The organism is Sphaerimonospora sp. CA-214678, assembly GCF_050942215.1.
GTDB lineage: Bacteria > Actinomycetota > Actinomycetes > Streptosporangiales > Streptosporangiaceae > Sphaerimonospora.
Genome location: NZ_CP192056.1, coordinates 4,316,646 through 4,337,777, shown reverse-complemented (window position 1 = coordinate 4,337,777; position 21,132 = coordinate 4,316,646). Strand labels below are relative to the sequence as shown.

Annotated in this window: 22 protein-coding genes; 15 read left to right on the top strand and 7 right to left on the bottom strand. The window is 69.4% G+C overall.

Going from position 1 to position 21,132, the window contains the following annotated elements; all coding sequences use genetic code 11:
• The first annotated feature begins 66 nt into the window (after positions 1 to 66).
• Genes ACQP1K_RS19490 through pspAB form a run of 4 tightly spaced genes read left to right on the top strand, consistent with a single transcriptional unit; the run spans position 67 to position 2,597 of the window.
• Positions 67 to 867, top strand: a complete 801-nt coding sequence (locus ACQP1K_RS19490; protein WP_433497139.1) for a PspA/IM30 family protein — start codon at positions 67 to 69, stop codon at positions 865 to 867.
• Positions 864 to 1,142: a PspA-associated protein PspAA gene (gene pspAA / locus ACQP1K_RS19485; RefSeq protein ID WP_433497138.1), complete on the top strand. Its 279-nt coding sequence runs from the start codon at positions 864 to 866 to the stop codon at positions 1,140 to 1,142. The genes ACQP1K_RS19490 and pspAA overlap by 4 nt, the downstream gene beginning before the upstream one ends.
• The gene (gene htpX, locus ACQP1K_RS19480; RefSeq protein WP_433497137.1) at positions 1,142 to 2,035 is read left to right on the top strand and encodes a zinc metalloprotease HtpX; all 894 of its coding nucleotides are present in this window, start codon (positions 1,142 to 1,144) and stop codon (positions 2,033 to 2,035) included. The genes pspAA and htpX overlap by 1 nt, the downstream gene beginning before the upstream one ends.
• Before the next feature lie 13 nt (positions 2,036 to 2,048).
• Positions 2,049 to 2,597, top strand: coding sequence for a PspA-associated protein PspAB (pspAB, locus tag ACQP1K_RS19475; protein WP_433497136.1), 549 nt, complete (start codon positions 2,049 to 2,051; stop codon positions 2,595 to 2,597).
• 180 nt (positions 2,598 to 2,777) lie between these two features.
• On the opposite strand, the gene nadA is transcribed toward pspAB, so the two are convergent.
• Entirely contained in the window at positions 2,778 to 3,932 is a 1,155-nt protein-coding gene (gene nadA / locus ACQP1K_RS19470; RefSeq protein WP_433497135.1) for a quinolinate synthase NadA, read from the bottom strand.
• 189 nt (positions 3,933 to 4,121) lie between these two features.
• On the opposite strand from nadA, the gene erpA reads away from it, so the two are divergent.
• Positions 4,122 to 4,475 carry an iron-sulfur cluster insertion protein ErpA gene (erpA, locus tag ACQP1K_RS19465; RefSeq protein ID WP_433497134.1) on the top strand — a complete coding sequence of 118 codons (354 nt, stop codon included), beginning with the start codon at positions 4,122 to 4,124 and terminating at the stop codon, positions 4,473 to 4,475.
• A 198-nt stretch (positions 4,476 to 4,673) separates the two neighbouring features.
• Positions 4,674 to 5,660, top strand: coding sequence for a carbohydrate kinase family protein (locus tag ACQP1K_RS19460; RefSeq protein ID WP_433497133.1), 987 nt, complete (start codon positions 4,674 to 4,676; stop codon positions 5,658 to 5,660).
• A gap of 52 nt (positions 5,661 to 5,712) precedes the next feature.
• Here the strand turns inward: ACQP1K_RS19460 and ACQP1K_RS19455 are convergent, their stop codons facing one another.
• The gene (locus tag ACQP1K_RS19455; protein ID WP_433497132.1) at positions 5,713 to 6,039 is read right to left on the bottom strand and encodes a sulfurtransferase TusA family protein; all 327 of its coding nucleotides are present in this window, start codon (positions 6,037 to 6,039) and stop codon (positions 5,713 to 5,715) included.
• Positions 6,039 to 7,172: a cysteine desulfurase family protein gene (locus ACQP1K_RS19450; RefSeq protein ID WP_433497131.1), complete on the bottom strand. Its 1,134-nt coding sequence runs from the start codon at positions 7,170 to 7,172 to the stop codon at positions 6,039 to 6,041. The genes ACQP1K_RS19455 and ACQP1K_RS19450 overlap by 1 nt, the downstream gene beginning before the upstream one ends.
• Positions 7,173 to 7,359: 187 nt before the next feature.
• Between ACQP1K_RS19450 and ctaC the strand changes: the two genes are divergently transcribed.
• From ctaC to ACQP1K_RS19430, 4 genes are all read left to right on the top strand, one after another.
• A complete protein-coding gene (gene ctaC, locus ACQP1K_RS19445; protein WP_433497130.1) occupies positions 7,360 to 8,190 on the top strand; it encodes an aa3-type cytochrome oxidase subunit II in 831 nt (276 codons plus the stop codon).
• Entirely contained in the window at positions 8,187 to 9,851 is a 1,665-nt protein-coding gene (gene ctaD / locus ACQP1K_RS19440; protein WP_433497129.1) for an aa3-type cytochrome oxidase subunit I, read from the top strand. The genes ctaC and ctaD overlap by 4 nt, the downstream gene beginning before the upstream one ends.
• Positions 9,848 to 10,243, top strand: a complete 396-nt coding sequence (locus tag ACQP1K_RS19435; protein WP_433497128.1) for a cytochrome c oxidase subunit 4 — start codon at positions 9,848 to 9,850, stop codon at positions 10,241 to 10,243. The genes ctaD and ACQP1K_RS19435 overlap by 4 nt, the downstream gene beginning before the upstream one ends.
• A 146-nt stretch (positions 10,244 to 10,389) precedes the next feature.
• A complete protein-coding gene (locus tag ACQP1K_RS19430) occupies positions 10,390 to 11,553 on the top strand; it encodes an Ig-like domain-containing protein (protein WP_433497127.1) in 1,164 nt (387 codons plus the stop codon).
• Between the two features lie 47 nt (positions 11,554 to 11,600).
• Here the strand turns inward: ACQP1K_RS19430 and trpD are convergent, their stop codons facing one another.
• Both trpD and ACQP1K_RS19420 read right to left on the bottom strand, forming a co-directional pair.
• A complete protein-coding gene (gene trpD / locus ACQP1K_RS19425) occupies positions 11,601 to 12,659 on the bottom strand; it encodes an anthranilate phosphoribosyltransferase (RefSeq protein ID WP_433497126.1) in 1,059 nt (352 codons plus the stop codon).
• Between the two features lie 46 nt (positions 12,660 to 12,705).
• A complete protein-coding gene (locus ACQP1K_RS19420) occupies positions 12,706 to 13,098 on the bottom strand; it encodes a hypothetical protein (RefSeq protein ID WP_433497125.1) in 393 nt (130 codons plus the stop codon).
• Between the two features lie 182 nt (positions 13,099 to 13,280).
• Between ACQP1K_RS19420 and ctaE the strand changes: the two genes are divergently transcribed.
• From ctaE to qcrB, 4 genes are read left to right on the top strand one after another with little or no spacing between them, the layout of a single operon-like run.
• Complete coding sequence (gene ctaE, locus ACQP1K_RS19415) at positions 13,281 to 13,898, top strand: aa3-type cytochrome oxidase subunit III (RefSeq protein ID WP_433497124.1); 618 nt, start codon at positions 13,281 to 13,283, stop codon at positions 13,896 to 13,898.
• A gap of 17 nt (positions 13,899 to 13,915) precedes the next feature.
• Positions 13,916 to 14,728, top strand: coding sequence for a cytochrome bc1 complex diheme cytochrome c subunit (qcrC, locus tag ACQP1K_RS19410; RefSeq protein ID WP_433497123.1), 813 nt, complete (start codon positions 13,916 to 13,918; stop codon positions 14,726 to 14,728).
• Positions 14,725 to 15,804, top strand: coding sequence for a cytochrome bc1 complex Rieske iron-sulfur subunit (qcrA, locus tag ACQP1K_RS19405; RefSeq protein ID WP_433497122.1), 1,080 nt, complete (start codon positions 14,725 to 14,727; stop codon positions 15,802 to 15,804). The genes qcrC and qcrA overlap by 4 nt, the downstream gene beginning before the upstream one ends.
• A complete protein-coding gene (gene qcrB / locus ACQP1K_RS19400) occupies positions 15,801 to 17,417 on the top strand; it encodes a cytochrome bc1 complex cytochrome b subunit (RefSeq protein WP_433497121.1) in 1,617 nt (538 codons plus the stop codon). The genes qcrA and qcrB overlap by 4 nt, the downstream gene beginning before the upstream one ends.
• A 164-nt stretch (positions 17,418 to 17,581) precedes the next feature.
• On the opposite strand, the gene ACQP1K_RS19395 is transcribed toward qcrB, so the two are convergent.
• Positions 17,582 to 17,869, bottom strand: coding sequence for an Lrp/AsnC family transcriptional regulator (locus ACQP1K_RS19395; protein ID WP_055481838.1), 288 nt, complete (start codon positions 17,867 to 17,869; stop codon positions 17,582 to 17,584).
• Positions 17,870 to 17,929: 60 nt separating this feature from the next.
• Positions 17,930 to 19,603, bottom strand: a complete 1,674-nt coding sequence (locus ACQP1K_RS19390) for a DEDD exonuclease domain-containing protein (protein WP_433497120.1) — start codon at positions 19,601 to 19,603, stop codon at positions 17,930 to 17,932.
• A gap of 115 nt (positions 19,604 to 19,718) precedes the next feature.
• On the opposite strand from ACQP1K_RS19390, the gene ACQP1K_RS19385 reads away from it, so the two are divergent.
• Positions 19,719 to 21,035, top strand: coding sequence for an NYN domain-containing protein (locus tag ACQP1K_RS19385; protein WP_433497119.1), 1,317 nt, complete (start codon positions 19,719 to 19,721; stop codon positions 21,033 to 21,035).
• Positions 21,036 to 21,132: the final 97 nt, after the last annotated feature.

Genomic DNA, 21,132 nt, shown 5'->3' with positions numbered 1-21,132 from the left:
TTATGCGTAGGGTGAACCCAGGCGAGTTCGCCATGCATGACGTTGAGAAGGGGACGGCCGACGCGCATGAGCGTGATGAAGAGACTTTCCATGATTTTCAAGTCCAAGGCCAACAAGGCCTTGGACAAGATGGAGGATCCACGGGAGACGCTGGACTACTCCTACCAGCGGCAACTCGAGCTGTTGCAGAAGGTCCGCCGGGGTGTGGCCGACGTGGCGACCAGTCGCAAGCGGGTCGAGCTGCAGATCAACCAGCTGGAGGGTCAGGCCGCCAAGCTGGAGAACCAGAGCCGGCAGGCGCTCTCCGCCGGGCGGGAGGACCTGGCGCGTGAGGCGCTCACCCGGCGCAACGGCCTGAACGCGCAGATCGCCGACCTCCGTCTCCAGCACAACAACCTCCAGGGCGAGGAGGAGAAGCTCACCCTCGCCAGCCAGCGGCTGCAGGCGAAGGTGGACTCCTTCCGTACGAAGAAGGAGACCATCAAGGCCACCTACACGGCGGCCGAGGCGCAGACGCGGATCAACGAGGCTTTCTCCGGCATATCCGAGGAGATGGGCGACGTCGGCCTGGCCATCCAGCGTGCCGAGGACAAGACCGCGCAGATGCAGGCGCGCGCCGGCGCGATCGACGAGCTGCTGGCGAGCGGCGCCCTCGAAGACTTCACCGGCCAGCGCGACGACATCCAGGCCGAGCTTGACCGCATGGGCGCGGGCAGCGACGTGGAGCTGGAGATCGCCAGGATGAAGGCCGAGATCGGTCAGGGCCCCGCGCCGCAGGGCGCGATCGAGTCCGGGCAGCCGGGCCGTCAGGCTGGGCAGCCCGCCCAGCAGACTCAGCAGCTGCGTCAGCCGGGGGAGGGCCTGTGATCGTCAGAATCATGGGGGAGGGCCAGGTCGAGATCGCCCAGGCCGACATCGATGTGCTCAACGAGCTCGACGGCGAACTCGAGGCCGCCATCGAGTCCGATGACGAGAACGTGTTCCGGGTCAAGCTGCACGCGCTGCTGGAAAAGGTCCGGCAGGTGGGCAAGGCGCTGCCGGTCGATTCGCTCGAGCCGTCCGAGCTGATCCTGCCGCCCGCCGACGCCTCGATCGAGGAGGTGCGGGAGATGCTCGGCGACACCGGGCTCATCCCTGGGTGATGACCGCGACGCGATTCGCCCCCGACCGCGGTCTGACCGTACGGATGACCGTGACGATGTTCCTGCTCGGGCTGGTCTACGTGGCGTTCATGGCAGCGCTGGTGGTCCTCGGCGTGCGGGCGATCGCCGTCCTGTTGATCGCCGCGGGTCTCCTGCTGGTGCAGTTCCTCCTGTCCGACAAGATCGCGCTCTTCGCGATGCACGGACGCGAGGTCTCCCCGCAGGAGGCTCCTGAACTGCACGGGATCGTCGACCGGCTCAGTGCGATGGCCGGGATGCCCAAGCCCCGGGTGGCGATCGCGAACACCGACATGCCCAACGCGTTCGCGACCGGGCGCAACCAGAAGAACTCGGTGGTGTGCGTGACCACCGGCCTGCTGCGCAGGCTGGACGCCCGGGAGCTGGAGGGCGTGATCGCACACGAGATGTCCCACGTCGCGCACCGTGACGTCGCCGTCATGACGATCGCGTCCTTCCTCGGCGTCGTCGCCGGCCTGATGACCAGGTTCGCGCTGTACACGGGCCTCGGGGGAGGCCGCCGCGGCAACAACGGGCCGCCGATCGGGGCGATCGTCTTCCTCGTCTCCGGTCTCGTGTACGCGGTGAGCTTCCTGCTGACGAGGGCGCTGTCGCGCTATCGCGAGCTCGCCGCCGACCGTGCCGCCGCGCTGCTGACGCAGCGGCCCTCCGCGCTGGCGAGCGCGCTGACCAAGATCAGCGGAGACATCGCCAGGATCCCGACGAGAGACCTGCGCGAGGCCCAGCCGTTCAACGCGTTCTTCTTCGCCCCAGCCATCTCCGGGCAGAGCATCGCCTCGCTGCTGTCGACGCACCCGTCGCTGGAGCGCCGGCTGGAGCAGCTCGCCCGGATCTCCGCCGCGCTGGGCCGCTGATCGGCGGGCCGCCATGGGATGGTTCGACGCACTCCTGGGGAGATCGAAGCCCGCGAAGCCCGATCTCGACGCGCTGTTCGCGCTGCCGGCCGCCGCCGTCGCACTCGAGGCGGCCACCGGCTTCACCCCCGTCGGCATCGGCTCGGTCTCCTTCCGCGCCGCGGAGGGAGGCGCGTTCAGCCGGTTGGAGCAGGACGTCCAGGCGCTGCTCGGCGAGTCCGAGACGACGCGGGACTCCTACGGCTACACCTGGATCGTGGTGCGCCACCCGGACGTCTCCGCACTCGTCACCGACCTCCACGCGGCCAACTCGTCCCTGGAGTCCGCCGGCTTCGGCCCGTCGCTGCTGTGCTCGCTGGTGACCTTCGCCGACCCGTCCGGCCGGCGGCTCGCGATCGTCTACCTCTACAAGCGGGGCACGTTCTACCCCTTCGCCCCGGCGGGGGGAACCCACCGGGACAACGCTCTGGAACTCCAGGTGCGCGGGGTCCTCGCTGAGGAGCTGAAGATCGAGCCGGACCTCGCGAGCTGGTTCCCGGTCTGGGAGGCCCCCGGCCTGTGACCGCCGGGGCGCCGCCGCCGGCGTGCGCCGGGCCCGGGGGAGCCGGGCGGGAAGGATCGGCTGCCGCGCGCGAAAGCCCGCCGGAGCGGGCTTCGCACGGACCGGAGCCTCCTCCCGGTGCGGCTCCCGGGTTCCACAGGGTTCTGTGATCGGCGCCGTCCAGGCGGTGCCGGCATGCGGTTAGGGCAGTGCCAGCATGCGGTCGAGGGCGATCTTGGCCCAGTGTGCGGTGTCGGGGTCGACGGTGATCTGGTTGACCAGCTCGCCGGCGGCAAGCGACTCCAGGGCCCAGACCAGGTGCGGCAGGTCGATGCGGTTCATCGTCGAGCAGTAGCACACGGTCCGGTCGAGGAAGGCGACGCTCTTGTCGGGGAACATCCCGGAGAGCCGCTTGACCAGGTTCAGCTCGGTGCCCACCGCCCAGGACGAGCCGGTCGGCGCCTCGGAGATCGTACGGATGATGTACTCGGTGGACCCGACGTAGTCGGCCTTGGCGACGACCTCGTGCCGGCACTCGGGGTGGACGAGCACGTTGACGCCGGGGACGCGGGCGCGCATGTCGTCCACGGCCTCGGGGGAGAACCGGCCGTGCACCGAGCAGTGCCCCCGCCACAGGATCATCTTCGCGTTCCTGAGCTGCTCGGTCGTGAGCCCGCCGTTGGGACGGTGCGGGTTGTAGACCACGCAGTCGTCCAGCGACAGCCCCAGCTCCAGCACCGCGGTGTTGCGTCCCAGGTGCTGGTCGGGCAGGAACAGGACCTGCTGCCCCTGCTCGAAGGCCCAGGTGAGCGCCCGCTTGGCGTTGGAGGACGTGCACACGGCGCCGCCGTTGCGTCCGCAGAACGCCTTGATGTCGGCGCTGGAGTTCATGTAGGTGATCGGTACGACCCGGTCGGCGATGCTGGCGTCCTCCAGCACCTCCCAGCACTCCTCGACCTGGTCGAAGCCGGCCATGTCGGCCATCGAGCAGCCGGCGGCGAGGTCCGGGAGCACGACCTTCTGCGAGTCGGCGGTCAGAATGTCGGCGGACTCGGCCATGAAGTGGACGCCGCAGAACACGATGTACTCGGCCCCCGGCCTGGCGGCGGCCTCGCGGGCGAGCTTGAACGAGTCGCCGGTGATATCGGCGAACTGGATGACCTCGTCGCGCTGATAGTGGTGACCGAGCACGAACAGCCGGTCGCCGAGTCGCTCCTTGGCGACACGGGCGCGTTCCACCAGCGCCGGGTCGGACGCCGGCGGGAGCTCGCCGGGACAGTCGACCCCGCGCTCGCTGTGCGGGTCGGCGTCGCGGCCAAGGACGAACAGCGGAAGACCGGTCTCAGTGATCGTCACGACCACACCCCCTCGGGGACTTATCGTATAAGTGACGATTAATCATCGCACACCTTTTCGGCGTGCCGGCGACCGCCGTACCTTCGACGTGGAATGTGTGGCGGGCGACCTGTGTTGGTAGCGTCTAGTGGAACCGAATCAAACGACCGCTCCGGGTGGGCGGTTGGCGCAGACCGCGGGAGTCAGCACATGACGGTTGAGAGCAGCGAGACCACGCAGCAGGGCCTGAGCCTGACTGACGCGGCCGCCGCCAAGGTCAAGAGCCTGCTGGAGCAGCAGGGAGAGGAGGGGTTGCAGCTGCGTGTCGCCGTGCAGCCCGGTGGCTGCTCCGGCCTGCGCTACCAACTCTTCTTCGACGACCGCTCGATGGACGGCGACATCGTGTCGTCCTTCGACGGGGTGAACGTCGTGACCGACAGGATGAGCGCGCCGTACCTGGTGGGTGCCACCATCGACTTCGTCGACAGCATCGAGAAGCAGGGCTTCACGATCGACAACCCCAACGCGACGGGTTCGTGCGCCTGCGGCGACTCGTTCAACTAGGGAGTGCCAGGCACGCCCTGGCACCCTCTTCGGAGCCCGTTCAAGCAGGGGTTTCTCCGGAGGCCGTCTCGCCCCGTACGGATCATTCCGTACGGGGCGCAGTCGTGCCGGAGACGGTACGCTCGACAGGTTGGGCGATCTCGTTTACCCGCCCGTGTCCCTCCCGTGCCCGGATGCTGACAACGAGGAGAAAACCCCGTGCGCATCGCCGTCACCGGCTCCATCGCGACCGACCATCTGATGACCTTCCCCGGCCGCTTCGGCGACCAGCTCATCGCCGAGCAGCTCGACCGGGTGTCGCTGTCGTTCCTCGTCGACGATCTGCAGATCAGGCGCGGCGGATGCGCGGCCAACATCGCCTTCGGGATGGGCTGCCTCGGGCTGTCCCCCATCCTCGTCGGCGCCGTCGGCACCGACTTCGCCGACTACCGGTCCTGGCTGGAGCGGCACGGCGTCGACTGCGGCTCGGTCCACGTGTCGGAGCTGCACCACACGGCCAGATTCCTGTGCACCACAGACGAGGAGCACAACCAGATCGCGTCGTTCTACACCGGGGCGATGGCCGAGGCGCGCGAGATCGAGCTGGGCCCGATCGCGCAGCGGACCGGTGGGCTCGACCTGGTCCTGGTGAGTCCCAACGACCCGGACGCGATGGTGCGGCACACCGAGGAGGCCCGCGACCGGGGCATCCCGTTCGCCGCCGACCCGTCCCAGCAGCTCGCCCGGATGCCCGGCGAGGAGATCCGCCGGCTCATCGAGGGTGCCGCCTACCTGTTCAGCAACGACTACGAGCTCGGGCTGATCGAGCAGAAGACCGGCTGGGCGGACGAGGAGATCCTGGAGCGGGTGGACGTCCGCATCACCACGCTCGGGCCGAAGGGAGCCAGGATCGACCGGAGGGGCGAGCCGACGCTGCACATCCCGCCCGCGCCCGAGCTGGGCAAGGCCGACCCGACCGGCGTCGGCGACGCGTTCCGGGCCGGCTTCCTGGCCGGTGTGGCGTGGGGTCTGCCGCTCGAGCGCTGCGGCCAGATCGGCAACCTGACCGCCACGCACGTGCTCGAGCGGGTCGGCTGCCAGGAGTACGAGCTGGGGCAGCGGGTCTTCCTCGACCGGTTCGCCGTGTCGTACGGCCAGGCCGCAGCGGACGAGGTGGCCGGGCACGTGCGGTGCCACTACTCCTGACCGCCTGATCCTTCACCGCCCGCCTCCGGTGGTCGCGGTGAGTGGACGCGGGTCAGTAGCTGCGGCGCACGTGGATCGACCAGCCGCCCTGCGGCAACTCGTAGCTGGCCACGTGCTCGTGCGACTTGAGCCTGCACCACGCGGGAATGTCGGTGAACGCGGCGGGATCGTCGGCCAGCACGGCGATCACGTCGCGCATCGCCACCTCGTTGATCCGGTCGGCGAGCATGATGATCGGGATCGGGCATTTGCGGCCGAGCGCGTCGATCGTCAGCGCGGGCTCGCCCGCGCCGTCGTTCTCGACGCCGGCGTCGGCGGTCCCTCCGGCGAGGTCCCGGGTGTCCCCGCCGCGCGCGCCGCCGGTCCGTCTCCGCCACATCACTGGACTCCCAAACTCGCCCGGATACGCCGCACCACATCGGGAAGCACGGCGAGGAACCGGTCGACGTCGTCGCCGGTCACGCCACGGGGCAGCGATACCCGGACATTCCCGTGGGTAAGCACGCCCATCGCCTCCAGAACATGTGATGGCCGAAGCGTACTCGCCGTGCAGGAGCTCCCGGACGAGACGGCGAAGCCCGCCCGGTCGAGCTCGGTCAGCAGCGCCTCGCCCTCCACATAGAGGCAGGAGAACGTGACGATGTGCGGCAGGCGCCGCACCGGGTCGCCGATGACCTCCACGTCCGGCACCAGGCGCGGCACCTCGGCGCGGATCCGGTCGATCAGGGCCGACATCCGGGCGCCCTGTGCCGCCTCCTCCGCCGCTCGGGCGCGCAGGGCGGCGGCGGCCGCCACGACGGCGGGCACGTTCTCGAAGCCGGGCACGCGCCGGCGTTCCCGCTCGTCCTGCGGGTACGGCGACCGCCAGCGCGTCCCCTTGCGTATCGCCAGCACCCCGACGCCGGCCGGACCGCCCCACTTGTGCGCGCTGGCGGTCAGGATCGACCAGCCGCCGGGGACGGGCAGGCGGCCCGCCGACTGGGCCGCGTCGACCAGGAGCGGCACGCCCGCGGCCAGGCAGGCCTCCGCCGCCTCGGCCACCGGCTGCAGGGTCCCGACCTCGTGGTTGGCCGTCTGCAGGCAGGCGAGCGCCGTACCGGGCCGGGAGACCGCCGCGGCGAAGGCGGCGTCGTCCACCCGGCCCGTGCGGTCGACGCCCACGGTCTCGACGGTCCCGCCGTCGCGTTCGTGGACCTCGGCGGCGTGCAGGACGCTGGAGTGCTCGACGGCGCCGGCCACCAGGTGCCGGCCGACCCGCCGCCTGCCCCGGAGCGCGCCCAGGACGCCGAGGTGGACCGCCTGGGTGCCGGAGGAGGTGAACGCCACCTCGTCGGGCCGGGCGCCGAGGATTTCGGCTACCTCCGCCCTCGCCTGCTCCAGTAACATCTGGGCACGACGTGCCGTGCCGTAAAGGCGAGCGGGATCGGCCCAACCGGAGTCGAGCGCGGTCAGCAGGGCGTCACGGGCCGCGGGATGAAGGGGTTCGGTCGAAGCCGCATCCAGGTAAGGCACAGTTAGGACATTAACGGGGGCTGCTCAGAGGGGCGTGGCCGGTCCGCGCTAATGTGTCAGCCAAGCGTGAACTCAATGAAGTAAAGGGGCACACCGGCGAGAATCTCCTGCTGGTGACACCCGGTGGTCAATTGGAAAACCGCCCAGGAGAGGACCTCTTGGGCTTCATCTGTGGGGTAGGCGATCCGTGAGTCCGACCCGCCGTACGACACGGCGACCGTGGACGCGCCGCCGGTTGCCCGGCGCCGCCGCAGTGGCGCTGCTGGTGGCGTCCGCGACGGCGTGCAGCAACGAGGCGAGCGATCAGTGGTCCCGTGGGGGCATGCCGGAAAGCATCACCAAGCAGGCTGAGATCACTCAGACGCTCTGGAACGGCGGCTGGATCGCGGCACTCGCCACCGGGGTCGTCGTCTGGGGCCTGATCCTGTGGACCTGCGTGTTCCACCGCAAGAAGAAGAACTCGACGGAGGCGCTGCCGCCGCAGGTGCGGTACAACCTGCCGATCGAGATCCTCTACACGGTCGTGCCAGTGATCATGGTCTCGGTCTTCTTCTTCTTCACCGCCCGGGACCAGACCGAGATCACCAAGGTCACGAACACGGCTCCGGTCAAGGTGTACGTCGAGGGCTACCAGTGGAGCTGGCGCTTCACCACTGAGTATGAGGGACAGAAGGTCGTCACCGCGGGTGTCCCGGTCGACCTGAGCAAGCAGGACAAGGACAATCCGCAGGGCCCGCAGCTCGTGCTTCCGGTCAACAACCGGGTGCAGTTCGACCTGCACTCGCCCGACGTCATCCACTCGTTCTGGGTGCCGGAGTTCCTCTTCAAGCTGGACGTGTTCCCCGGACCGACGCACAACCAGTTCGAGATCACGACGCTCGATCGGACGGGCGTCTTCATCGGCCGCTGCGCCGAGCTCTGCGGTGTCGACCACAGCAGGATGCTGTTCTCCGTGAAGCTCGTGCCGCAGGCCGAGTTCGACCAGTTCATCAAGAGCCAGGCGGGGAGTGCGCAGTGACCGCCATCCAGCAACCGCCCGTCGTTACCGCGCGGCCTTACCGCAAGGGCTCGGTCATCGCCAAGTGGCTGTCGTCGACGGACCACAAGGTGATCGGGCATCTCTATCTGATCACGTCGTTCGTCTTCTTCCTGATCGGCGGCGTGATGGCGCTGGTCATGCGGGCCGAGCTCACCCAGCCGGGCCTGCAGTTCGTGACGAACGAGCAGTTCAACCAGCTGTTCACCATGCACGGCACGATCATGCTGCTGATGTTCGCGACGCCGCTGTTCGCCGGCTTCGCCAACGAGCTGATGCCGCTGCAGATCGGCGCGCCCGACGTGGCGTTCCCGCGGCTGAACATGGTGAGTTACTGGCTCTACCTGTTCGGCAGTTCGATCGCGGTCTCCGGTTTCTTCACCCCGGGCGGCGCGGCGTCGTTCGGCTGGACGGCGTACGCGCCGCTGTCCGACGCGGTCAGCTCCCCGGGCCTCGGCGGCGACCTGTGGCTGATGGGCCTGACGTTGTCCGGTCTCGCCACGATCCTCGGCGCGGTGAACTTCATCACCACGGTCATCACGATGCGCGCCCCGGGCATGACCATGTTCCGGATGCCGATCTTCACGTGGAACGTCCTGCTCACCAGCATCCTGGTGCTGCTGGTCTTCCCGGTGCTCGCCGCCGCGCTGCTCGCGCTGGAGGCCGACCGCAAGTTCGGCACGCAGATCTTCGCCTCGTCGGTCGGCGGACCGATGCTGTTCCAGCACCTGTTCTGGTTCTTCGGTCACCCCGAGGTCTACATCATCGCGCTGCCGTTCTTCGGCATCATCACCGAGGTGCTGCCGGTGTTCAGCCGTAAGCCGGTCTTCGGCTACATCGGCCTGGTGGGCGCGACCATCGCGATCGCCGGCCTGTCGGTCACGGTCTGGGCGCACCACATGTTCGCCACCGGCCAGGTGCTGCTGCCGTTCTTCTCGTTCATGACCTTCCTCATCGCGGTGCCGACCGGGGTGAAGTTCTTCAACTGGGTCGGCACGATGTGGCGCGGCCATCTGTCGTTCGAGTCGCCGATGCTGTTCGCGGTCGGCTTCCTGGTGACGTTCCTGTTCGGCGGGCTGACCGGCGTCATCCTGGCGTCGCCTCCGCTGGACTTCCACATCACCGACACCTACTTCGTCGTGGCCCACTTCCACTACGTGGTCTTCGGCACCGTGGTGTTCGCGATGTTCGCCGGCTTCTACTTCTGGTGGCCCAAGTTCACCGGCAAGATGCTCAACGACAAGATCGGGAAGCTCCACTTCTGGACGCTGTTCTTCGGCTTCCACCTGACCTTCCTGGTGCAGCACTGGCTGGGCGTCATCGGCTTCCCGCGCAGGTACGCGGACTACTCGCCGGTGGACGGCTTCACCGACCTCAACATCGTCTCCTCGGCCGGCGCGCTCCTGCTGGGCGCCTCCACGCTGCCGTTCCTCTACAACGTGTGGCACACCTGGAGGCACGCGCCCAAGGTCACCGTCGACGACCCGTGGGGCTACGGCGGATCGCTCGAGTGGGCCACCTCGTGCCCGCCGCCGCGGCACAACTTCCTGTCGCTGCCGCGGATCAGGTCCGAGCGTCCCGCTTTCGACCTCAAGTACCCGCATCTCGCCGTGAAGCCGGAGCTGGGGAAGGAGACCTCATGAGGATTCAGGCGTGGATGTTCACGCTCGTCGGCGTCTTCTTCGCCGCCATGACCGCGATCTACTGGCTGTGGTCCAAGGAGCCGGCCGGCACCACGGCGCTGGCGATCTCCTGCGGCATGGGGCTGATGATCGGCTACTACCTGCTGTTCACCACCCGGCGGATCGGCGACCAGCCGGAGGACAACAAGGAGGCCGAGATCAGCGACGGCGCGGGGGAGCTCGGCTTCTTCAGCCCGCACAGCTGGTGGCCGCTGTTCCTGTGCCTGTCGGCGGCGCTCACGTTCTTCGGCTTCGTGATCGGTTGGTGGCTGTTCTTCATCGGCCTGTTCGCCACGCTGATGAGCATGATCGGGTTCGTGTTCCAGTACTACCGCGGCAACTTCTCGCACTGAGCCGCATCGGGCAAGAACCGATGTGGTAGCGGAAGGAAACGCCCTCGCGACGGCGAGCACTCGGAAGATCTTCACCGGGATTCGGTCGGCCCCTCGTGGCTCGGGGGGAATAACCCCCGAAACCGAACCGGCGGAGGGGGACCGACGTGCGAGCTGCTGCGGGGGCGTTGACCTTGCTGGTGCTGCTTACCGGATGTTCGGGCACGTCGGGGGACGACGAGACGCCCAAGGCCGCGGTGAACATCTTCCCGATCGACGGGGCCAGAGAGCTGCCTCCCGAGCAGCCCATCATGGTGGGAGCCGCCGGGGGGACGCTGAAAAGCGTCACCGTGGAGGCCGCTGGACGGCCCGTGGCGGGTTTCTACAGCGCGGACCGCACACGGTGGCACAGCGAGCGTCCGATGGCCCCCGGCGTCTCCTACCGGGTCCACGCGGTCGTCGCCGGCCGTGGTGGGGCCTCGGCCGAGCGGACGAGCCGGTTCTCCACGAAAGCGGCGGGCAAGAGCTTCGGCATCAAGACCCTGCTCCCGGACAAGGAGACCGGCCTCACGGTGGGCGTGGGCATGCCCATCATGATCACTTTCGACCAGCCGGTCACCGACCGCGTGTCGATCGAACGCAACCTCGTCGTCCAGGCCTCCAAGCCGATCACGGGCGCCTGGCACTGGCTCGGCAAGGATCGCGTGGTGTTCCGGCCCAAGGAGTACTGGCCCGCCTACACCAAGGTGCGTCTCGTCGCACGCCTGGCGGGCGTTCGCGGCGCCGACGGCGTGTACGGCAAGCAGGACTACACGAGGGACTTCCAGATCGGGCGGTCGCAGATCAGCGTCGCCGACACCCAGAGCCACCACATGCAGATCAAGCGCGACGGCGAGCTCATCAGGAACTTCCCGATCAGCGCGGGGCGCGGCGGCGTCATGCGGCATTACACGACGAACGGGGTCCACGTCGCGATGTCCCGTGAACCTGTCACCGTGATGACGTCGCCGGACGCCGGCCCGGGCCAGTCCGGCTACTACCAGACCACCACCTACAGCAACGTGCGGTTCTCCGACACGGGGGAGTACGTCCACGGGGCGCCGTGGTCCGTCGGCGACCAGGGCAGCGCCAACGTGAGCCACGGCTGTGTGAATCTCAGCCCGACCAACGCCAAGTGGTTCATGAACAACACCCTGCTCGGCGATCCGATCATCGTCACCGGTTCGCCTCGGCAGGTCGACCCGACCAACGGCTGGAGCTACTGGGAGAACTCATGGCAGCAGTGGCTCAAGTCGAGCCGCCTGCGCGCCGACACCGCCGCCTCCCTGTAGAACCCCGCCGCGTGACCTCCCGTGGGCGCCCGTACGGGCGTGACCGCTCAGGCGGCGGGCGAGCGGCTGGCCTCGACCCACCGGTCCAGCGTGGCCGCCGCCCGGCCGGAGTCGACGGCCTCGGCCGCACGCGCGTACGCCGCGCCCATGTCGGCGACCATGTCGGCGCAGTCGGTCTCGCCGAGCGCGATGTCCAGGGCGACCAGCGTGGCGGCCGCGTTGACCAGCACCGCGTCGCGTACCGGGCCTGCCTTCCCGTTCACCAGGTCTCGTACGGCTCCCGCGTTGAACCCGACGTCGCCGCCGCGCAGATCCTCCGGCCGCGATCGGGGGACCCCGATGTCGGCGGGGTCGAAGCCGACCTGCGTGGCGCTGCCCTCGCGGACGACGAAGACCGTGGACGGCGCCGCCGTCGACAGCTCGTCGAGGCCGTCGTCGCCGCGGAACACCAGCGCGGAGACGCCGCGCTCGGCGAACACCCCGGCCACCACCGGCAGCATGCGCGCGTCGTAGACGCCGATGGCCTGCGCGGCGGGCCGGGCCGGGTTGGTCAGCGGGCCGAGGAAGTTGAAGAACGTCGGCACGCCGATCTCCTTGCGCGCCGGGCCGACGAACCGCAGCGCGGGGTGGTAGAGCTGCGCGAAGCAGAACGCGATGCCCGCCTCCACCGCGACCTTCGCGGTGACCTGGGGCGGCAGGTCGAGGACCACGCCCAGGTGCTCCAGCACGTCGGCGGCGCCGCACAGCGAGGAGGCGGCGCGGTTGCCGTGCTTGACCACCCGTGCGCCGGCCGCCGCCGCCACCACGGCGGCCATGGTCGACACGTTGACCGTGTGGGCGCGGTCGCCGCCGGTGCCGACGACGTCGACCACGGGCCCGGGTACGGACAGCGGGGTGGCGCGGTCGAGCATGGTGCGGGCCAGGCCGGCCACCTCGGCGACCGTCTCGCCCTTGGCACGCAGCGCGACCGCGAACGCGGCGATCTGCGCCTGCGTCGCCGTGCCCGACATGATCTCGTTCATGGCCCACGCCGTCTCGTCCGACGTGAGGTTCTCACCGGCGAGGAGGGCACTCAGCACGGAGGGCCAGGTGGTGCGCAGGTCCATTTCTTCCCCTTATCGGAGGCTGGGGGGTTGGCGGAGACGGGGTCGGTCATCCCCTGGCGGCGGCGAGCCTGCGCCGCATGAGGTCGGCGACGGCCTCGGCGAGGACGACGGGATCGAGCGGCTGGGCCACCACCGCGTCGGCGCCGGACCAGTTGGCCAGCCACCGGTCGTCGCGCCGGGCGATCAGCAGCACGATCGGCGGGCAGTCGTGCACCTCGTCCTTGGCCTGCCGGCAGATCCCCATGCCCCCGGCCGGGGCGGCCTCGCCGTCCAGGACGGCCACGTCGATCTCCCCGGAGTCGAGGTGCTTGACCACGGCCGGCTGGGTCGCGCACTCGACGACCTCGGCGAGGGGCACGTCAGCGGCCGGACGCCGCCCGATGGCCAGCCGCACCTTCTCCCTGGTGCCTGCGTCGTCGCTGTAGACGAGAACCCTCATGTCACGCTCACTGTCGAATCGCGGAGTATGGTCATCTGATGCTACCGGCGCCGTGACAGGGACGCAGCGCCCGCCGGCATCGCCGTACCGGCCGGTACCATTGCCGTACGGTGCTGGTTCCCGGGGCTTGGGGTGACCCTAGTGGGGGGTCGTGGGCCGACCCGACCTGGGGAGCCGCAATAATGCTAGACGTGGCGACAGCATCCGCAATTACTACGACGACGCGACCGCACGGGTCGAGCCGGCCGAACCTTGTTCAGGTCGGCACCATCGTGTGGTTGTCCTCCGAGCTCATGTTCTTCGCGGCGCTGTTCGCGATGTACTTCACCATCCGTTCGGTCAGCATGGGGCAGGGCCAACCATGGCCGGAGGCTCACCTCGACGTCCCGTTCGCGACCTTCAACACGACCGTCCTGGTCCTGTCGAGTGTCACGTGTCAGCTGGGCGTGTGGGCCGTGGAGCGGGGCGACGTCAAGAAGCTGCGGTTCTGGTACATCGTGAGCTTCCTGATGGGCGCCTTCTTCATCGGCGGTCAGCTCTACGAGTACGCGAAGCTCGTGAGCGAGGGGCACGTCCTCTCGCACACGCCGTATGACTCGGTGTTCTACCTGACCACGGGCTTCCACGGCCTGCACGTGACGGGTGGCCTGATCGCGTTCCTGTTCATCCTGGGACGCACGTACGCCGCGAAGCGCTTGACGTATGAGCAGCAGACCAGCGCCATCGTCGTGTCCTACTACTGGCATTTCGTCGACGTGGTCTGGATCGGCCTTTTCGCGACCATCTACATCATCAAATGATCGGAACGGGAATTTCGGTGAACTCCACCACCGCCCGACGGCGCCATCCCCTCGCGCGAATCGCCGTCGTGGCGCTCGCGCTTGGTCTGCTCGGCGGGGGGTACGCCCTTGCCGCGCCGAACGGCAGCACAGCGGACGCCGCGATCGCGTCCGGCAAGGCCGACGACACCGCGCAGGGCAAGAGCCTCTTCGTGGCCCACTGTGCGAGCTGCCACGGCATGAACGCCGAGGGCACCGACAAGGCTCCCACGCTGATCGGCGTCGGCGCAGCGGCCGTGGACTTCCAGGTCAGCAGCGGCCGCATGCCGATGGGCGACGCCGGCCCGCAGGCACTGCGCAAGCCGCGCCCCGAGTGGGCGACGGACGAGGCGATCAGCCAGCTCGCCGCCTACGTCCAGTCGCTGGGCGGCGGTCCGACCATCCCGACCGCCGAGCAGGTCGATCCGGCCAAGGGCGACCCCGCCAAGGGGGGTGAGCTGTTCCGGGCGAACTGCATCCAGTGCCACAACTTCACCGGTTCCGGCGGCGCCCTGACGTACGGCAAGCACGCGCCGACGCTGAATCCGGCGACTCCGACCGAGATCTACGAGGCGATGATCACCGGCCCGCAGGCGATGCCGGTGTTCAACGACACGACGATCACCCCGGAGCAGAAGCGGGACATGATCGCCTACATCACGCACGTGCGGCAGCAGGTGGACCCGGGCGGCTCCGGTCTCATGCGAATCGGCCCCGTCACCGAGGGTCTCGTGGCGTGGATCGCCGGCCTCGGGCTCCTCTCCCTCGCCGCCATCTGGATCACCGCTAAGAGACGGCGGGTGAAGGCATGACAGACAACGACATCGAACAGCCCGAGGGCCGGGTCCCGGCGCGCGTCGTCGGCACGCCGCCCGCCGCCGGGCCAAGCCTCGGCGAGGAACCGGTGCACGCGCCCCCGGGGGACCCGGGGGTCATAGAACAGGACCCGGTGGCCGCTCGCCGGGCCGAGCGCGTGGTCGCGCTGCTGTTCACGATCACGTTCCTGGCCGGCGCGGGATTCATCGCCTCCTATGTGGCGTTCCAGGTCGGCGACATCGACAGCACCGCCACGTCGAACTTCGCGCTCGGCGGCACGCTCACGCTGGCGCTGCTCTCGCTGGCGATCGGCATCACGGTCTGGGTCCGGCAGATCATGCCGAAGTACAACCTGGTCCAGGAGCGTCACGCGATGGTCTCCGATCCGGAGACCCGCGAGTACGTCAAGGAGACGTTCCTCAAGGGCGCGAACGAGAGCGGCTTCGTCAAGCACGGGCTGCTGCGCCGTACGCTCCTGCTGGCCGCGGCTCCGCTCGGCCTTGCCCCGCTGGTGCTGCTCAAGGACCTCGGCCCGCTGCCGGGCACCGTGCTGCGCCACACCGTCTGGGGCAAGCCGACCGAGAGCGGCAAGCCTCGCCGGCTCGTGGTCGAGGGCACCGGGCAGCCGATCCGCGCCGCCGACTTCAACTCGCCGGGCGGCATCCTCTCGGTGGTCCCCGAGGGTTACGAGCACGACCTGAACGAGCTGGCCAAGGCCACGCTGATCCTGCTCAAGCTCCGGCAGGAGGAGTTCAAGTCGGGTACGAACCTGAACTGGACGCACGACGGCATCGTGGCCTACTCGAAGATCTGCACCCATGTGGGCTGCCCCGCCGCGCTGTACGAGCAGACGACCCATCACATCCTCTGCCCGTGCCACCAGTCGACGTTCGACGCGGCCGACGGCGCCAAGGTCATCTTCGGCCCCGCCGCCCGGCCGCTGCCGCAGCTCCCCATCGGGATCGACGACGAGGGCTACCTCATCGCCAAGTCCGACTTCCACGTCCCCGTCGGCCCCAGCTTCTGGGAGCGCGGCGACGCCGAGGCGGAAGCAAGGGAGACCAAGTCATGAACGCTCCTCCCAAGGCCATCGCCGGAACCTCGACGTTCCTCGACGAGCGCCTGGGCGCGGGCAGCTTCCTCAGGCGCAACCTGAGGAAGGTCTTCCCCGACCACTGGTCATTCCTGCTCGGGGAGATCGCGCTCTACTCTTTCATCATTCTGCTGCTGACCGGGACGTTCCTGACGTTCTGGTTCAAGCCGGGCATGGGTCACACCACCTACCTCGGCAGCTACGCCCCGCTGTACGGCGTGCAGATGTCGGAGGCCTACGCCTCGACGCTGCACATCACGTTCGACGTCCGGGGCGGCCTGCTGATCAGGCAGATGCACCACTGGGCCGCGCTGCTGTTCGTGGCCGGGATGATGGTGCACATGCTCCGGGTGTTCTTCACCGGTGCGTACCGCAAGCCGCGTGAGCTGAACTGGCTCATCGGCGTGCTCCTGCTGTCGCTGGCGCTGGTGGAGGGCCTCACCGGATACTCCCTCCCCGACGACCTGCTCTCCGGCGCGGGTCTGCGGATCACCCAGGGCGTCGCCCTGTCGATCCCGATCGTGGGCACCTACATCTCGTTCTTCCTCTTCGGCGGCGAGTATCCGGGCCACGACGTGATCTCGCGCTTCTACTCGCTGCACATCCTGCTCATCCCGGGCATCCTGCTCGCGTTGATCTCCGCTCACATGATCCTCATGTGGGTGCAGAAGCACACCCAGATGCCGGGCAAGGGCCGCACCGAGAGCAACGTCGTGGGCGCCCCCTTCTACCCGACGTTCATGGCGAAGGCCGGGGCGTTCTTCCTGTTCACCTTCGGGGTGATCGCCCTGCTGGGGACGTTCGCCCAGATCAACCCGGTCTGGCTGTACGGTCCCTACACGCCGGCGGACATCTCGGCGGGATCGCAGCCCGACTTCTACATGGGCTTCCTCGAAGGCTCGCTACGGCTCATGCCGGCGTGGGAGTTCAACGTCTTCGGGTACACGTTCGCCATGAGCGTGCTGATCCCGGCGCTCGTGCCACTGGGCATCGTGATGACGGGTCTGGCGCTGTATCCGTTCCTGGAACAGTGGGTGACCGGCGACCGCCGCGAGCACCACCTCTGCGACCGGCCGCGCAACAACCCGCACCGCACCGCGATCGGCATGGCAGGCATCACGTTCTACGGCGTTCTGTGGCTGCTGGGCGCCAACGACGAGATCTCGTCCACCTTCCACATCAGCCTGTACACCACGACGATCCTCGGACGGATCGCCATCTTCGCCGGCCCGGCGATCGCGTACTTCGTCGCCTACCGGATCTGCATCGGCCTGCAGCGCAAGGACGCCGAGGTGCTGTCGCACGGCGTGGAGTCCGGCGTGATCAAGCGGATGCCGAACGGCGAGTACATCGAGGTCCACACGCCTCCGGCGGAGGACATCGCGGCGCACATCCGCGGGAAGAAGGAAATCCCGATCATCGATGGCGGCGTCGACGGCGAGGAGGTCCCGCCGAAGGGCCTGCGCAGCGGCGTCGGCAGGCTCCGCGTCAAGATGAGCAAGGCGTACGGAACCGACCACGTCCCCCTCCACGAGGAGGAAGTGGAGGAGCACGTCGCGGTCGGCGCGGGCGAGCGCAAGCAGCTCCACTGAGCCGCGGCAGCGGGCCGCGGAGAGTGCCGCTGCGAAGGGGCACAGAAGGGCTCGCAGACCACGCGCCGCCGGCTCCGGCGACCGAACGGTACGGCCCGGGCAGGGGCTCTCGTCCCCGGCCCGGGCCGTAGGCTTGCCGGCGCCGTCCGGCGCGGTGCGACGGCTCAGTCGGAGGCGTCGAGACCGATGGAGAAGGCGGCGTCCAGGTCATGCCGGGAGTAGGCGCGGAAGGCGATGTGCGTCTCGGTGTGCCGGACGCCGGGCACCTTGTTCAGGCGGCCGGGCACGACCTCGGCCACCTCGTCGTAGCGCTGGACCCGGACCATGGCCAGCAGGTCGAACTCACCGGTGATCGAGTACACCTCGCTGACACCGTCCAGCTCTGCGATGGCCGAGGCGACCTCGGGAATCCGGTCGACATCCGCCTTGATGTGGACGATCGCGGTGACCATTCGGCTTCTCCTGCTTTTCCGTGCCGGCGTGTCTCATGTCGGTGAAGTGCGTACCCGACATTACCGCTCGATCCGCTTGACGAAGCGGGCGGCGCCGTACGCGGGCAGGCACCACACGCCGTCGACCCGGACCAGGCGCACTCCGGGGCTGTCGAGCCAGCGCAGCAGGCACTCGGTCTCCTCGGCGACGGCGGCCGGGGTGGGCCCGGGGCCGGGCGAGACGGTCTCGGCGGTGGCGACCAGCGCCTCCACGTAGGGCGTCGGATGGGCGCCGCGCGGCATCACGCCGGCCGCGGCGAGCCTGCCGTACCGGATGACGTGGATGTCCCATCCGCCGTCGAAGGCGGGGGAGGCGGCCACCATCTGCCGGATCGTGGTGAGCGACCGCAGACGCTGCATGCGGGCCGCCGCCCGGAGGTAGGCGGAGAGCCGGTCGCGTTCCGCCGCCGCCTCCTCGTACCGCTGCTCGGCCGCCAGGCTCCGCATCCGCTCCTCGATCGCGGAGAAGACGACCTGCGGGTCGTGCTCCATGGCGTGCCTGGCGGCGCTGACATGGCGGGCGTAGGCCTCCACGCTCTCCCCGCCGTCGCAGGGCGCGCCGCAGCGCCCGATCTCCGCGAGCACGCAGGCACTGCGGCGGACGCGTACGGACAGGCGCTCGGTGCACCGCCGCAGCGGCAGCGCCTCGTGCACGGCGGCGCGGGCGTCGTCGGCCGCGCGGGTGCTGCCGAAGGGGCCCAGGTACGCCGCGCCGTCGTCCTTGAGCCGGCGGACGATGCTCAGCCTCGGGAACGGCTCGTCGGTCAGCTTGAGCCAGACCACCCGCTCGGGATTGCGCGACCGTCTGTTGTAGCGCGGTTTGGTGGTCCCGATCAGCCTGAGCTCGCGGATCTCGGCCTCCAGGGAGGTGGCGCACACGATCGTGCGGACCCGTTCGGCGATGCCGACCATCTCCCGGATACGCGGACGCGTCTCGCTCGCCGTGAAGTAGCTGCGGACGCGGTTGCGCAGGTGGGTGCTCTTGCCGATGTAGAGCGCCTCGCCCTTGGCGTCCTCGAAGACGTACACGCCGGGGACACCGGGGACGCCCTCGGCCAGGTGCCGCTTGCGCCGCTGCTCGGGCGTCGGCGTCCGCGAGTAGCTCCGCAGCTCCTCCAGCGTCTGCACGCCCAGTGAGCCGACCCGCGCGATCAGGCCGTGCAGGACGTCGACGGTCGCCCGGGCGTCGGCCAGCGCCCGATGGCACGGCTCGCTGGGGCTGCGGAAGAAGCGGGCCAGCGTGGCCAGCTTGCAGTTGGGGGTCTCGTCGCGGGTGAGCACGCGCCTGGCGAGGTCGACGGTGTCGACGACCGGGTTGGCCGGCGGGGGATGGCCGCCGGCCGCGCACGCGGCCCGGATGAACGACATGTCGAAGGGCGCGTTGTGCGCGACCAGGGTCGTCCCGGCGATGAACTCCAGGAAGCTCGGAAGCACCTCGGTGAACTTCGGCGCGGCGACGACCATCGCGTCGGTGATGCCGGTGAGCACCGAGATGAACGGCGGGATGGGACCGCCGGGGTCGACCAGCGTGGCGAACTCGCCCAGCACCTCGCCGCCGCGCACCTTGACCGCGCCGATCTCGGTGACCGCGTGCTCGGCGGCGGATCCGCCCGTGGTCTCCAGGTCGAAGGCGACGAAGGTCACCTCGCGCAGGGGAGTGCCGAGATCGTCGATGGTGCCTTGCACAGCGTCCACGCCATGACGATAGACACCGGAACCGACATTCGTCTCTCCCGTCTCACCGACCGCGGAACGGCCACCGGCGTGGCAGCCGTACCCTTGGAAAAAGGACACGATGAGGAGCGACGAGATGAGTTCAGCCGGGGAAGGCCTGTCTCGTCCGTTGCCAGAGCGGGTCCGGTTACACGTCGTGGAGGTCGCGGCGCAGGTGCTGGGCACGATGCCGGCGGCCGCGGTGCCGTCGCCGCTGCGCGGCATAGCGAGGTTCGAGCCGCGTAAACGTGCCCGTCTCGGCGCCGCGCAGATCGCCGCCCAGCTGGAATCCGACAAGGAGTTCCGCGAGCTGGTGGCCGAGGCGGTGGAGACGGCCTGGCCCGAGCTGGTAGCGGGCCTCGCCGAGGGCGTCGTGCCTCCGGCGGCCGATCCGGTGCTGGTGGCGGCGGCCGCGTATCTGACCCGTCCGCCGGACTGGCCGGACCTGGTGGAGCAGGCGCGGGCGGAGCTCGAGCGTGCGGCCTCGCTCGGCAGCCAGCGCGAGCAGGCCGAGACCCGGCTGCGCGAGCAGCTGGCCGCGCAGCGCGCCGCGGCCAAGGAAGAGGTCGAGCGGGTACGCGAGCAGCTCAAGACGTTGCGCGCGGAGAACGCCGATCTGCGGCGCAAGCTGCACGACGCCAGGGAGCGGCTCAAGGCGGCGGAGGCCAGGGCGGCCGTGTCGGCGGCCGAGGCGGCCGAGGCGAGGGCCGCGGCCGCCGAGGTGAGCGGCTCGGCCGAGAACGAGATGCGCAAGCTGAAGGAGCGACTGGCGGACGCCGAGCGGCAGCGGGAGGCCTCCCGCCGGGCGGCCAGGGAGGGCCGCAGTGTCGAGGACGTCCGCATCCGGGTGCTCCTCGACGCGCTTCAGGGAACGGTGGCGGGGCTGCGCAAGGAGCTCGCCCTGCCCACGACGATCAACAGGCCGGCCGACTCCGTGTCTGCGGTGGCCCCGGATTCGCCGGGAGTGACCGCGGTCCCCGCCAGGGCGCTCGCCGACGACGACCCCCAGTTGCTGGACCAGCTCCTCGCGATCCCCCACCTGCATCTGATCGTCGACGGATACAACGTGACGAAGACGGGCTATCCGTCGCTCACGCTGGTCGACCAGCGGACCCGGCTCCTCACCGGGCTCGGCGGCCTGGCCGTACAGTCCCGCGTGGAGGTGACCTGCGTCTTCGACGGCGCCGAGCTGGACGGTCCCGTCCACGTCTCGGCGCCGCGCGGGGTGCGGGTGATGTTCAGCGCGCCGGGGGAGATCGCCGACGACCTGATCAGGCAGCTGGTGCGCGCCGAGCCGAAGGGCCGGTCGATGGCGGTGGTCTCGTCGGACCGGGAGGTGGCCGACTCCGTGCGCCGGATGGGGGCCAGGCCGGTGCCCGCGCTGCTGCTGCTCCGCCGTCTCGGCCGGGGCTGAGGAGGCGAGAGAGGCGGCCGGGACCGCCGGGGCAGGGCTGTGCTTTGGGCCGGCCGGGTTGAAGCTTGAAGATCGCATGAGTAGAGTCGCGCCAGGC

Coding starts and splice junctions, on each gene's coding strand:
- ACQP1K_RS19385 (WP_433497119.1), top strand. CDS start 19,719: ATGAGTTCAGCCGGGGAAGGCCTGTCTCGTCCGTTGCCAGAGCGGGTC.
- erpA (WP_433497134.1), top strand. CDS start 4,122: ATGACGGTTGAGAGCAGCGAGACCACGCAGCAGGGCCTGAGCCTGACT.
- pspAB (WP_433497136.1), top strand. CDS start 2,049: ATGGGATGGTTCGACGCACTCCTGGGGAGATCGAAGCCCGCGAAGCCC.
- qcrB (WP_433497121.1), top strand. CDS start 15,801: ATGAACGCTCCTCCCAAGGCCATCGCCGGAACCTCGACGTTCCTCGAC.
- ctaE (WP_433497124.1), top strand. CDS start 13,281: ATGCTAGACGTGGCGACAGCATCCGCAATTACTACGACGACGCGACCG.
- ACQP1K_RS19435 (WP_433497128.1), top strand. CDS start 9,848: ATGAGGATTCAGGCGTGGATGTTCACGCTCGTCGGCGTCTTCTTCGCC.
- ACQP1K_RS19395 (WP_055481838.1), bottom strand. CDS start 17,869: ATGGTCACCGCGATCGTCCACATCAAGGCGGATGTCGACCGGATTCCC.
- ACQP1K_RS19490 (WP_433497139.1), top strand. CDS start 67: ATGAGCGTGATGAAGAGACTTTCCATGATTTTCAAGTCCAAGGCCAAC.
- ACQP1K_RS19420 (WP_433497125.1), bottom strand. CDS start 13,098: ATGAGGGTTCTCGTCTACAGCGACGACGCAGGCACCAGGGAGAAGGTG.
- htpX (WP_433497137.1), top strand. CDS start 1,142: ATGACCGCGACGCGATTCGCCCCCGACCGCGGTCTGACCGTACGGATG.
- qcrA (WP_433497122.1), top strand. CDS start 14,725: ATGACAGACAACGACATCGAACAGCCCGAGGGCCGGGTCCCGGCGCGC.
- ACQP1K_RS19455 (WP_433497132.1), bottom strand. CDS start 6,039: ATGTGGCGGAGACGGACCGGCGGCGCGCGCGGCGGGGACACCCGGGAC.
- trpD (WP_433497126.1), bottom strand. CDS start 12,659: ATGGACCTGCGCACCACCTGGCCCTCCGTGCTGAGTGCCCTCCTCGCC.